At 65.0% G+C, this 12,904-nt stretch carries 10 protein-coding genes; 1 reads left to right on the top strand and 9 read right to left on the bottom strand.

The features are described from left to right. Positions 1 to 149 precede the first annotated feature (149 nt). A complete protein-coding gene (locus BHQ40_RS18375; protein WP_013846840.1) occupies positions 150 to 503 on the bottom strand; it encodes a hypothetical protein in 354 nt (117 codons plus the stop codon). A 597-nt stretch (positions 504 to 1,100) separates the two neighbouring features. On the opposite strand from BHQ40_RS18375, the gene BHQ40_RS18370 reads away from it, so the two are divergent. Next, positions 1,101 to 1,559: a hypothetical protein gene (locus tag BHQ40_RS18370; RefSeq protein WP_021246288.1), complete on the top strand. Its 459-nt coding sequence runs from the start codon at positions 1,101 to 1,103 to the stop codon at positions 1,557 to 1,559. Here BHQ40_RS18370 and BHQ40_RS18365 read toward each other — a convergent pair. The 8 genes from BHQ40_RS18365 to BHQ40_RS18330 are packed head-to-tail and all read right to left on the bottom strand — an operon-like array spanning position 1,556 to position 12,755. Continuing rightward, the gene (locus BHQ40_RS18365) at positions 1,556 to 5,326 is read right to left on the bottom strand and encodes a conjugal transfer protein TraG N-terminal domain-containing protein (protein WP_021690792.1); all 3,771 of its coding nucleotides are present in this window, start codon (positions 5,324 to 5,326) and stop codon (positions 1,556 to 1,558) included. The genes BHQ40_RS18370 and BHQ40_RS18365 overlap by 4 nt on opposite strands. A gap of 14 nt (positions 5,327 to 5,340) precedes the next feature. After that, on the bottom strand, positions 5,341 to 6,765 hold the full coding sequence (locus tag BHQ40_RS18360; RefSeq protein WP_021246290.1) for a conjugal transfer protein TraH: 1,425 nt from the start codon (positions 6,763 to 6,765) through the stop codon (positions 5,341 to 5,343). 45 nt (positions 6,766 to 6,810) lie between these two features. Beyond that, entirely contained in the window at positions 6,811 to 7,395 is a 585-nt protein-coding gene (locus BHQ40_RS18355; RefSeq protein ID WP_021246291.1) for a hypothetical protein, read from the bottom strand. Next, positions 7,392 to 8,264 (bottom strand): conjugal transfer protein TraF, encoded by an 873-nt coding sequence (locus BHQ40_RS18350; protein ID WP_021246292.1) that lies wholly within the window; start codon positions 8,262 to 8,264, stop codon positions 7,392 to 7,394. Before BHQ40_RS18350 ends, BHQ40_RS18355 begins: the two co-directional genes overlap by 4 nt. Beyond that, entirely contained in the window at positions 8,261 to 8,872 is a 612-nt protein-coding gene (locus tag BHQ40_RS18345; protein ID WP_021246293.1) for a S26 family signal peptidase, read from the bottom strand. The genes BHQ40_RS18350 and BHQ40_RS18345 overlap by 4 nt, the downstream gene beginning before the upstream one ends. Next, entirely contained in the window at positions 8,844 to 9,725 is an 882-nt protein-coding gene (locus tag BHQ40_RS18340) for a type-F conjugative transfer system pilin assembly protein TrbC (RefSeq protein ID WP_021246294.1), read from the bottom strand. The genes BHQ40_RS18345 and BHQ40_RS18340 overlap by 29 nt, the downstream gene beginning before the upstream one ends. Further along, the gene (gene traN / locus BHQ40_RS18335; RefSeq protein WP_021246295.1) at positions 9,697 to 10,815 is read right to left on the bottom strand and encodes a conjugal transfer protein TraN; all 1,119 of its coding nucleotides are present in this window, start codon (positions 10,813 to 10,815) and stop codon (positions 9,697 to 9,699) included. The genes BHQ40_RS18340 and traN overlap by 29 nt, the downstream gene beginning before the upstream one ends. Beyond that, on the bottom strand, positions 10,812 to 12,755 hold the full coding sequence (locus BHQ40_RS18330; RefSeq protein ID WP_013846831.1) for a hypothetical protein: 1,944 nt from the start codon (positions 12,753 to 12,755) through the stop codon (positions 10,812 to 10,814). The genes traN and BHQ40_RS18330 overlap by 4 nt, the downstream gene beginning before the upstream one ends. Positions 12,756 to 12,904: the final 149 nt, after the last annotated feature.

Raw genomic sequence — 12,904 nt, 5'->3', positions numbered from 1 at the left:
GTTAGGTGAAGTGCGGGAGCAGCGAGGAAAGGGTGGAGGTGATGGGAGAGGGAGCCGCTCGCGTTTGGGACCAGCAGGTACATTGAAGGCTTACGGTTCGACATGGATTTTGGCGGAATGGCCGGGCAATGTCTTTCCGCTAGCGCTGCCTATATTCTTGGTGATGCAGGCGCGCGAACATAGCGCACAGCGTGGTCGAGGCGCTCCGCCGCGTCGGCCTCGCTGATGCGGAGGCGGCGTGCGATCTGGCCAACGGTAAAGCCGTCATTGCGATGAAGGAACAAGGCCCGCATGGTCAGGTGCGGTAGATCGGTAAAAACAGAATCCCATACCTCGCCTTCTTCCCCCATCTTGCCCGACGACCCCATGACCCTCTCAATCACATCGTGGAGATCGGCAGCAGCGGGTTCCTGCAAGGCGTATAGGATCGCCAAGGACTGCTCCATCATTTCCAGCGCTTGTTCTTTCAATTCGTCGTTGCCCGGCTCGTTACCGCTCCCCATGCTCTCACCTCCTTCTTAGTTGCAGAGGAGCATGACAGAAATCGCGGGATTTTCATCAACAACAACCCCCAACTTGGATATTGTTGTGCGCTGGCTTTTTGCGCGAAGGTGCCATGCGCTATTTTATGATTTCCGAGCCGTTAGCCGGACTTCAGATTTTGAAAACATCATGACTGCCAGCCTTACAGGTCGCGCCGCCGCTCGCATCAGCGGAGGTGCCGAGAATGGGGTTGCCCGGGGATGGAGATGCTCGAGATATGGAAAATGCACGGTCTCGTGCCGACCTTGTAAGTCATATGCCCAGCAGAAGCGGCTGAGACGCAGTCCGTGTTGGACACCGCAAAAGCTGTCCCAACCGCGACATTTACCGGAACTGGCAAGAACGACCGTCATGCATTGACATTGGTGACGGTTATTGCGGCGGCGCCAATACCCTCTCTCTGGAATTGACGCCGCCACATCGATCCCTGTTCGCAAAGATGGGTCAATGCCGATAGATTAGAAGCGTTGTTCCCAATCGGTTTCCAGATCGAGCCGATTCACAAATGATGGAACACCGACAGAATTCTGCTATAGTCCTCCAGTGAGGATATAGCGATGAACAACGCCGCCCATATTCAAGCGCCCGAACCGGCATCGCCTCGGCTGAAACCGTCCGATTGGCTCTGGCGTCCGTGGTACGCGAAGCTGTGGTGGTCGGCAATTCCGGTCTGGTGGATTGGCATGGCTACATCGACCAGGATCGCGCCGCTTGAGGCGTTCTACGACAGTGCGGCGGCCGGTTTTCTCAACCTCCTGTTCTTTCCGATGACGGCACTCATGGTGCTTGGACTCGGCTATGTGCAGCAGTGGGTGGCCGGGTTTTCATCGACGGGCGAGGGTACGCCTGTGTCCGATGAAGCGGTGGCCAGAACCTCCAAAAGAATGTGGGAGGAACATGAGCGAGGAATGGAAGACCTTCGTGCTGGCACCGATATATTCGATCCACGGTCGGGAGGTCTCTACATCGGCAACCCGCTGAGCCTTCAGCACCCTAGTCGGTTCTTCAAGCACTAACGATTCTTGAAGCTGCTGTCGCCATCGCCGGGGCTGCCATCCACGTCCGTAGAAAATCTACCGCTCTTCAGGACGGAGTTCTGTTCGACCGAAGTCAGGGGCCCGGTAATGTCGAAAGTTGCCCGGCCGGAATCCGCATCATGGAGATATCGGTTGCGTATGCCATCCGGGCCAAGAATCCGGTCCGACAGTTCACGCGAGAAGGTCGCCGCCGGGTCGCTCGAGCGCGCGGCTTCGCGCTCGGCGGCGGCAATCGCTTCGCGCACGTCGTAGTTGACGATGTCAATCGACGACTGTGCTGTCTCGTTGCTGATTCCGACGTCACGACTTTCAAAACCAAGACTGGCGCCCACTCGACCTGAGGTCGACGTGGTCTTCTGTGGCGACTGCGCTTGGCCCGCTTGCTTGCCTTTCTCTGCAGGCTGCCCGCGACCGCCTATCGCCTCCGATTCATCGACCCCAACCGAGCCTCCGAGTTGAGCGCCGACGCTTGTACCGATCGTGACATTATCCTGCGCGGATCGCGAGAGCCCGCGCTGCCACCCGGTCTGCGCGATGATCGCCTGCACGTCGCGCGTAAGCGTATCGGCCACCTGCGGGTTCAGACGCCAGTTGCCATGACGGTCCATCTCGAACCCGCCCTTGAGCCAGTTCTGCATCATCGCCTGGCCCTGTTCGCCGCTGCTGAGGAAATGCTCGATCGTGTCGGGCCCGGCCTGTTTCCCTGCCTCGAACCGCGTAGAGGTATCGTTGCGGGCCGATTGCTGGAACCCGACCGAGCTGGAGACGAGAAGATCGTTGTCGGCGAACGAGAACCTTGCCCGCCCGCCATTGGCGACCGCGCCCAATTGGCTCTCGTTGATGAGCCCGCCGCGCCACATCTGCGCCGCCGTCTCCGGGGTGAGATTGAGGCTCAGATCGCCATTCTGCGCCATGGCGATCTGCCGCTTCGACATGTCGACACCATGATCGGCCAGCAGCTTCTGCATGCGCGTCAGGCGCTCATTATCGATGATCCGCGTCATCCGTTCGTTGCGAGCGCGGTCAGCGATCCCGGCCGCACCACCTTCGGCCATGTCGACCTGATTGCCGGCGCCCTGCGACAGCGTGCGGATGAAGCTGTCGAGATGTGCGGCCTGGCGCACCGACATGCCCGCGGCGGCCGCGCCTTCCGCGAACCCGGCATTGTCGGCCTGTCGCCGCTGCTCCCCGATCCGGGCGGCCGAGCGCGTACCGTCGTGACCGACCTCACGCTGCGCGTCGAGCTTGCCCGACCGCTCCGCAAAATCGAAGCCCGCTGCCTCGCGGGTGCGGCCATAGACGCTGGCGCCCTCGCGCGCGGCCTCGACGGTCGCACCGTCGGCGGTGCCGACCTGCACGGCGGCATTGTAGGTTTCGAGCGCCCGCATGACCTGCGCCTCGTTGCGGCCGGTTGCGCGGGAGAGTTGGGAAATGGCTGTCGACCGAGCCTCTCCGGATAGCGCATTGATAAAGGCGATGCGGCGGGAGGTTTCCTGGACTGAGAGGCCGAGCATGGAGGCGGCGTTGCGCTGGCCCTCATTGCTGCCGGTCCTATGCGCCTGCTCGGTCGCGACATTGCCGCGCTCGATCCGCCTTACATTGTCGCCAGCAAAATCGCGCCGGCCTTCCATCGCGCCGACTTGAATCTGCGCGCCGGTAAGATCGTTGCGCAGCATCTGCTCCTGGTCGAAGGTATTGGCGATCAGTTTGGCGAAGGTCGGATCAGCCGACGCTTGGGCGATCACCGTCGAGGCTTTGAGCGCGGCATCCTTTTGGTCGTAGCCGTTCCTCTCAAAATGCCGCTGGGCTCCGGACAGCATCATGTCATAGGCGCGCGTATCCCCGAACGCCTTCCACTGGACCATCTTCTGCGTGAAGGCCGCGAACGAACGTTCCCCGGATTGCCCCTCGCCAAAATAGCCGGTGCCAAGGCTGCGGAGCGCATCCTTCTCGGCAAAATTATGGATCGCACTGGTCGCGGCATTGTCGCGCACGGCGCGCACGGTCGCGGGATCGGTGAGGCTGCGGCCGGTGAGGGCAGGGGAGAGCCCGCCCAGTTCGCGTGCCGCATCGAGCTTGCCCATGCCGAATGCGGCCGTCCCGCTGGCGCCGCCGCCATGTTCGCCGAGCACGCTGCTCGCGGCACCGAACGCACGGGTTGCGCCGAAGGCCGAGCGCTCCCCGAAATCCCCGAAGTTCGAAGCCGCGCCCCGCCGCGCCATGGTGCCCGCTGCTCCCGCCTGCGCCTCGAGCGCGCCGGCATAGCCTTCGCTGGTGGCAAGCGGTGCGGCGGCTGCCGTGCCCTGACCCTGCACACCGAGCGCGCCGGATGTGAACGAGGTGAACACATTACCGGAGAACCGGAAAACCGTGAAGACGAACGCCCCCGCAAGACCCGCGGACGCGGTGCGGAAACTCCCGAAGATGGCGAGCGCCTTCATCGCGGACGACGGCGCCAGCATCCAGGCATTGGCCGCGACATGGTTGGCGCGCATCTCGGCCAGCACATCGGTCGCGCGGCCGAGCGTCAGCTGATAGATCCCGGCGTCGATCACGCCCCAGAGCGCCACGAAGACGAACAGGCCGAGGGCGAAGGAAGCCACGCGCAGATTGATCGGGGTGAGGATGAACAGCAGCGCGACGGGCATCATGAAGAGCATGATCCCGAAGACCGTCGCCCGGATCGTGGGCATCCACTCGTTGGCCGTCGACATGGTGGCCAGGCCTGACGAGACGACAGCGCGATTGGCCATGACACGCGCCGCCGTTGCAGGACTGTCCTCGAACAGCACATCGCCCACCGTGCTGCCGAGCATCACATTGGTCAGGAACTGCTGGAGCGAGAGCGGCGTATCCATCATCATCTGGCCAAGTTCGCCGATGTTGGAGCGGCAGCGCTGAAGCTGGGTCGCATTGCCGATGTCGTAGCCGGTGCGGGTGCAGACCTGCGCGACATAATTGTCGAACAGCGCAGGTTCGGAGAGGCGTGTCGAGATATGTTCCCACGCCTCGTTGCAGCTCACCGTCGTGCCGCCCTTGTCGGTGGACGTGAACACCGTGCTGAAGGTCGCCGGCCCCGCCATCGCGGCAAAGGCGGCAGGAAGATCGGTCGCCGTGCGGAACAGCTGATCGTCGTCGACGCCATAGGCGGGCGAGACCCGCGCGACCGGATAGCATTGCCGGACATAGTCCTTGATCGTCGCGTCAAGGAACGTGTCGGTCATCGGGCCGCGCGGGCTCGCTGCATTGAGGAACAGGTCGAAACTGTGCCCGCCCGCCCCGAACTCAAGCTTGGCATGGGGATCGGTGGTGTTGTCGTCGATCACTTCCGCGAGCGCGCGCTCCATCATGTTGGTCATGCCCGCGACCAGCACGATGAGGTTCGGCACGTCGCCGACCGGCTGATAGGCGTTGCGGACGCGGTCGTAGACATGGACCGTGCCCGTCGTCGCGACCAGGCCGACGAACAGGCCGACGCCGATCAGCATCTGGAACCCGAAGGCGACGATGCCCATGCCTTGCCCGCGGATGCTGGCGAGCAGGACGCCGAGCGCGATGCCCACCACCGCGACGATCAGCACCAATGTCTCGTAACGCGAATCCCCGAAGATCATCGAGACGAGGCGGAAGGCGTCCACCGTCTCCGCAAAGCCGTCATAGGTGTGGAAACTCGCATCGATCGCCAGCGCGGGACTGGCCGAGAAGAGAGCGATCAGGACCGAGATCGCGCGAACTAAGCGGTGCATGACGCGGCCCTCCGTCAGCGGTTGCGGTTGGCGGCGGCGCCGGCGGCGTCGCGCGCATCACGGTCGCGCTGGCGCACGACCCCGGCATAGTTGGCCGAGAGGTTCGCCTGGTTGAGGGCGGCCATGTAGGACTGGCGCATCTGCGCGCGCTGGCGCAGCACCTCGTCGCGTAGCCCGCTCAATTGCTCAATGCCCTTGGCGAGGATGCGGGTCTGGCAGATCCGGGCGCTGCCGGCATCGGCCGCGCCGGCGGCGGTCACGCCACGTTCGGCATTGGACACGGCAAAATCTATGCTACGCGTGAGGTCGTTGAGCATCTGGTATGCGAGCGTCAACGCGACCAGTTCGTCGGTATCGCCGATCACGCTCTCGACCAGCCCCTGGCGCACGCCCCATTCCAGAAGACGATAGACGGGGAGGGTGCGCACATTGGCGACGAACTGGCGTTCCTCCGCCGTCAGCGCGGCGCGCGTGCGGATCTTGATCGCGATCGACTCCATCCGGCCGCGCGCGAGCACCAGCGCGCCCTTGCCGCTGCCGTCGGTCGAGCAGTCGGCCGAGGTCGGCGGCACCGCGATCGCGCGGGTCTGGACCTTGCCGGTCAGGAAATCATCGACGCTCTCGGTGTCCTGCCGCGCGCAGGCGGGGATAGCCGTGAACAGCGGTACCTTGTCCGCCGGGTCCCAGCGCATATAGACGTCGCCGACGCGGGCGCGCATGACGCCGGCCCAGTCGGACGCGCCGACACGCGCGGCGGCATGGGCGAGGAGCGAGCCGGTCTTGAAGATGTCGGTGACCTCGGCCGGGCAGTTTTCCAGCGCGTCGCGCAGATCCTCGGTCGGATTGCCCTGGTTCGCCTGAATCTTTTCGCGGCTCTGCTGATAGCTCTTGGAGAAGCCCTCGCGGACGCTCTTGTAGCCGGTCATCTCTTCGATGATGCCCGACATATTGTCGTCGCCCCGGGCGATCTGGACCATGCGGTTGGCGAGCCGGCAATCGTTGACCTGGATCGAGTTGAGGAAGTTGGTCGCCGCCTCCATCTTCGAGATGATGTTGCCCATTTTTTCATCGAGGGTTTCCAGCAGGTACTGGAAAGCGACCGCCGGGGCGGCCTGAAGGATGCTTTCGAGCTTCTGGACGAGATAGTCGGGATCGAGGAACGACATGCCGCCCAAAAACATGTCGATTCCCCCGCAGCCCGCGCGGACCTTGGGCAGCGTGACCGACATGAGATAGTCGTTATGGACATCGATCCGGCCCGACATGCCGCCCGCGGTGATATAGCCGCGGGTCTGGTCCTCGAACGAGCCGGGGCTGGTATAGGTCACATTGTCGAACCAGCTTTCGGCCCAGCTTTGCGCACAAGCCGGTGTGGCGAAGGCAACGCAAGCCAGCAGGGGCAAGGCGAGCAGGGTCAGGCGGCGGCGCGGGTTTGCCATGGCGGGCAGCTTTCGTTTGCGCGGGCAAGGGTCTGGCTCCCCATGTCAGTTCCTTGCTCGGTTGGAGGATGGAGGCGTGGGCGCGGCCACGATTCCGGTGAACTTCGCCATGCCGCGCACGCCGACAGCGGGCTTCACCCCGGTCAGCATCTTGGCGGCGAGGTAGAGATTGCGCGCGAGGTTGGGCGCGTGATCGGTGCCGATCGCGACGGGAATGATGCGATTGGAATCGGCGACAGGGCGGACCCAGGCGACCGGATGCCCGACCCATGGCAGACCGAGGCGCCCGGAGCGCAGCATCGCTTCCTGGCTGCCGATCGTGCGGACCTTCCAGCCATAGCGTTGCCCCAATGTGCCGAGCCGCGCCCAGAGATCGGCGCAGGGGATGCAGCCGGGCGCCGTGCTCATCTCGACGATGAACGCGGGGGCCTGGCCTTTCATGGTTTCGGCGAAGTCGGGCGGCCAGTCGCGCGTCACCGGAACGCGGGCGAGCCATTGGCGCATCTTCGCGTCGGTGGCGACCGGGTGGATCGCCGCGCGCATCGCCTGTTCGTGCGTCGGCGCCTGCGCGTGCGCGGATCCATTGGCCATGAGCATCGCCGTAAGCAGGATGGGGGCAAAGCGGATCATGGCCGGGGTCCCATCCGAACGTCCACCAGATCGCCGCCCAGGACGCGCGGATCGGTGGCGGAGACCGGGCCGTTGGCGAGCGCGTCGAAGAACCCGTCTTCCTCGCCCGCGCCGGTCAGGAACTGTTCGGGCCGGATATCGCCCGCGAGCAGCCGGACCGCCTGGTAGGCCATCTGGATGAGGTTGGGATAGGCCTCGACCCCGCTGGCGATCACCATGCGCTGCTGGCTGCCCCGCCGGATCACCATCGTCGTGGGCGTGACCTCGACCCCGAAGCGCTGCGCGAGTTCCGGCTTGCGGTCGATGTCCTGAAGTGTGACCTGCCAGCCCATCTCGTCCTGGAAGCGCTGGACGATCGGCCACTGGACGCGGCAGTAGCCGCAGGTCGAACGCGAGAACATGACCAGCGCGAATTCATTGGCGCGGCTACGCAGATACTGGCGGCGGACCTGATCCTTCTGAGCGGAGAGTTGGTCACGCGCCTCGCCGACCATCGGATTGGCGGACTTGGCGTTGAGTTCGGGATTTTGCAGCATGGCGATCTGCGTGACACCGGCGAAGGCTCGGGCCTTGCGCCGGGCGAAGTCCTGCAGACGCCAGAAATCCGCGACCGCATCGACGGTGAGCACGGTCGCCGCGTAGTCGCGCTGTTCCTCGATCAGCTTCCTGATCTTCGGCGGCGTCCAGGTGGCCAGTTCGACCATCGGCGGGATCACCGGCTTTTTGAGAGCGTCGGGATCGGCATCCTCTTCCGTGGGTTTGGGCGGCGCCTGATACCACCAGTAGCCGGTGCGTTGCTCGCCGGTCTGCGCATGGACAGGCAGGATCGGCAGGAGCACCGCCACGATGAGGAGGGCGAGGCGGATCACAGCAGCTTCTCCATGCGCTTCAGCCGCTCGATCTCGACCGGGCCGTAGTAGCGGCTGTCGAACCCGCTGGCGTGCGACGAGCCGACATAGATCATGCCCGGCGGGATCGTTCCGATCATCGGACGCCAATGGTCGAGCTTCTGCCCATTGTGCCCATAAGGCTTGCTGATCCCGAGCAGCTTGCCGTTGCAATAGTACCAGCCATCCCATTCGCCGGGATGTATGGGGCCAGATGCAGACGACGGCTTCTCGATCCAGTCGATGCGGTCGCCCGGCAGGCACAGCGCCATCTTGGTAACATCGACCGGCTTGGGACCGGCGAGCGGATGCGACAGGGTAAACGATACGAAATCGCCGCGATGGATCGGCCCCGGCGCCTTGCGGACGAGCCAGGCGTCGATCGACGGGCTCATCACGATCGTCGCCTGGGGAATGGCCCACCACGTCAGCAGGCCCACCGGCAGGACGATGCCGAACGCCTTCCACAACTGTTCGGGTCGGGGTGGCTGGCCGAGCCCCGAACTGCCGAGCGCGACCGCGGCCTTGAGCGGCAGCAGCTTCAGTTCGGCCCAGCCGGATCTAGCGGCCCTGAAGGCGAGTCTGAGCATCGCGCACCTCCTGCTTGCCGCCGAGGCGGGCATATTCTTCGAGCAATCCTGAAAGTGCGGCGTCGCCGTAGATGACATGCGCGGCGCGCGGGGCATCATCCTCGCGCTCGCAATAGGGCAGCGCCGGATCGCCGGGCACCATGGCGAGTGCGGGGACGCGGGTGACGCCGTGCTGGCGGAAAATGAGCGGATCGACGATCAACTGCACGTCGCGCATCGCGCAGGCCGGGCCTTCGCATCCCGGATCATGGCGCAGGATTTCCGCGGAGAGTTTCGCCATCGGCGCGACCTTCGTGAGCCCGCCGGGCATCCCGCGAAAGGCCAGCACGCCGCCGACCCGTTCGAGCTGCCCGGCATAGATGCGCAATGTCGTCACCGGCATCGAGGACGAGACGAACAGCACCGGCACCCAGCCTTTGGTTTCGGGAGGCGTGGTGATGCCGGCTACGGCCTGCATGTCGGGCGCATCGAGACCGAGCGCCTGGCCGAGCCGTCTGGCCATGGCGTCGTGCTCGGCGGCCATGGCCTCCTTGCCGTTGTCGAGCGCGGTTCGCGCCCGCGCATCCATCGCCGGCGACGGAGCGCGCTTGCGCAGCCCCTCGAAAGCGCGGCGGCGGGTCTCGTCCGATGGCGTCGGCAGCGCGGTCGGACCGCGCATTTCCGCTTCGGCCTTGCGCGCGGCGGTGGCGCGTTCGAGCCGGTCCATCGCCGTGTCGCCTTGCTCTTGCGCGCGCTCCCTCGCGCTTACCGGCGGAGCGGTGTCCTGCGCTGGCGCGGAGGTGGAGAGGAAAGCGATACCGGCCAGCGCGAGCGAGACGCGCGCGTTATTGGCCGATGACCTGCATATAGGCATCGATCTTGTCCTTCATGTCGATCTGGATGTCGGCCTGGGCGCGGGCCTCGATTTCGGAATAATATTCGGAGAGGTCCATCTTGCTGAAATCCAGCGCCTGGAATTCCTCGGGGGTGAATCCGCGGCAATAGGGGTTCTTCGGCGTGCCCCAGCCAAGGCCGTTGAAGCTCTTGAGCTGCGGGCGACCCTGTTCCTGGATGATGCGGCCAAGCTTGGTGTTGAAGCAGCAGTGGCCCTTGGATTTCTGCACGCAGATGCCGAGGATCTTCGAGGAGCAATACGTCCCGACCTCGTGGCACATGCCCGACCCGCGCAGCATGCCCACTTCCATGTCCTGCTGGTCACAGCCGGACAGGAGGAAATCCATCATGAAATTGATCGCGAGACTGATGGCGATCGAGGTCGGATCGATCCCGGCGATGATCGCGTTCGCGCCGGAGCTCGCGGCCTGGCCGGCGGTCGCGCCCGCCTTGAACGCGCCATAGGCGGCCTTCATGCCGGTGAAGACGCCTTTCGCCACCGCGATCTTAGTGCCGATCGACGAGATGGACGAGCCCATCCCGTCCTTGACGATCTTGCCTTTGTCCTTGCAGCAGTTCGAGAAGGTGGTCTTGAGACCCGCTGGGCGGCAGCGCACCGCGCGTCCCGCGAATATCTCGATATTGCCGAGGCAATGCCCTTCGGCATCGACTTCGCCATCGGCAGGCGCGCCGGGATCGTCGACGATGGGATCGTCCTCAATTCCGGTGCCGTCGCTGCCGGTGCAGGCATTGGGCGAGCACATCGGCGTGCCGCCGCCGACCGGCGTCAGGCATGAGTGCTGGCTGCCGAGCGGGCAGCTATACGCGCCCTCGGCATCGGCCACGCACATCACTTGCTGGATCGGGCAGAGCCATTCTTCATCCGCCATGATCGTGCAGTTCGCGACCTCGCCAGGATCACCGGCATCGCCGTTGCCATCGAGATCGACCGCGCAGACCGGGAGCGTTTGCGCTTGCGCTGGCGTGACATGCCCCGCGAGCAGCAAGCCGTACAGGCCGAGCGCAAGCAGCTGTGCGCGCTTCCGCCAGGGAAGGAGGCGCCCGATCATCGGACTTCCCCCGTGCAGACCATGTCGGCCCCACCGAGGCGGACGGTCTGCATCATGACGACGGCTTCGGGAAAATCGTCGAGGCAGCCGCAGGCCGAGACGATTTCCTCGCCCGGACCCACAGGGCAGACATCGCCGCCGCCTGCCGCCGTGCAGGCATGGTAGAAGGTGTCCCACCCGACAGGCGCATTCTGTTTCGTGCCGACCACTCCGTCGAGGGTAGCCGCCGTATTGCGCGCGGGCGCGCGGGTCTTGCAGACCGGCTCGCAGGCCGGAACCGAGCCGCGATCGGGCAGCGCGAAGGGCCGTGACGCGGTGGCATAACCCCCGTCCGAGGTCCTCGTCCGGTCGGCCAGCATGGTCTCGGTCGAATGGTCGATGATATAGGCGCCGCGGCTCAGATCAGGTTCCGGCATCGATCCGGTATCGACGGTACAACGATAACGGCGCTGACGCTCGAACCATGGCCGCGCGAGACGGAGCGAGCAGGCGCCGCTCTCGAACAGGCGTGCCTGGGGGAGGGGTGTAAGGCCGGTGCCGACGCCGTTGCGGAACGTCTCGACGCCATCGACGCTTTCGTCATGAAGCGCGCAATTGACGTCGCCGGCATAGCCCGCGCACAGGTCGACGATCCGCTCGGTCGGGTTGCAACTGAGGTCGAGCATTGCATCGAACTGCGCGAAGGCCTCTCCTTCACCGCCGACCGCGATGCGCATGGAAATGACATGCTCGCCGCGGGTCAGCCACGGCTTGAGGTCGAGATTGGGATAGGCATGCCAGGTCCGTTTCCGCTCGCACTTGCCGGGCGGCAGGCCGGTCCCGGTCCAGTTCGCCGGATTGGACAGCACGAGCTCGCCGTCGATGCGAAGCTGGAGCCAGTCGTCGAAGAAATAGTGCGAGAGCCGGAACTGCGCGAGGCGATCGGGATCATCGATCCGCAGCCGCATGGAAAACTCGAAGATGCGGCAGCTCCCGCCTCGCAGGCTGTCGTCGCGCGGCGAGCCCATCTGCAATGTGAGCTGATCGGGTGCGGGCGCATAGATCGCATAGGCGCCGCCGAGATGCGCGATCACATCGTCCGCCTTGACGGCGTTCAACGACACCTCCCGCGTGATCGTGCAGGACCGGATCTGCTCGGCCTTGCCGACGCCGGCGGGCGAGCCCTTGAGCGCCTGGAAGATGCTGTTCGATGCGGCGACGCTCGCGGCATCGCCCTGGATCGTGGCGGGACTGGCGCGATAGGCCGTCTGCGGGAGCGCGGGGTTGGGCGAGCAGGCCGTGCTTTGGGCGCCAGTGTAACGGATGGCCGGGCCGTCGATCACCGCCTGCGCGACGCCGACGCGCGGATCGGCCGTGGTGAGCGCGCCGATGACGCCGCCGCCCAGGTCTTTCAGCACCGAGGCCATATTGCCCCAGACGAGGTTGCTGCCGCAGCTGTTGTTGATGCAGTAGCAACCGGCGAGATCGGTCAGGTCGACTTGCGCGAGCTTGAGATCGCCGCCTGACGCAACATCCCATTTGAAGCTCTTGCACTGGTTCCAGGTGCCCGGCTGACAGGAGACGACGCCATTGGCGCAAATGCCCGATACCGGCACCGGCAGGGTCAATGTCTGGTCGACCGTGCCGTCGAGATCCTTGTCGCGCGATATCCGCAGCGTGCCGATATCGCCGGTCGCCGCCGGCTGCGCGATCAGTTCGAGCAGCGTCGCCGTCTTCTGGCACGCTATATTGGGGTTGAACGTCCGGCTGTTGTCGACTGTCGAGATCGGTTGTCCGGCAAGCCCCGGCGTCAGATAATTCTGCTGGATCGCATCGCTGTCCGAGGTCTTCGCGCGGGATGCTTCGGCGGCGGCGCGGGCGCGGTCCTCGACCGTCTGGGCCGAGAGCGGCGCCGGCGCCAGAGCGCTGGCCGCGAGGAGGAGGATGCCGCGCTTCACCATGGCGTCCTCGCGCGGGTGGTTCGCGAGCCATGGGCGAAGCGCAGCACGTCTCCCGCCCGGAACGCGCTGGATCCGGGCGAGAGTATCCTGAAGACGGCCTGTCCCTCAAAAATGGTCAGCGCGGCCGCCACCGGAGATACGGCGGGAGG

This window comes from Sphingobium phenoxybenzoativorans, assembly GCF_001757355.1.
Lineage (GTDB): Bacteria > Pseudomonadota > Alphaproteobacteria > Sphingomonadales > Sphingomonadaceae > Sphingobium > Sphingobium phenoxybenzoativorans.
The sequence above is the reverse complement of the archived record's forward strand: the minus strand, read 5'-3'. Positions and strand labels throughout refer to the sequence as shown.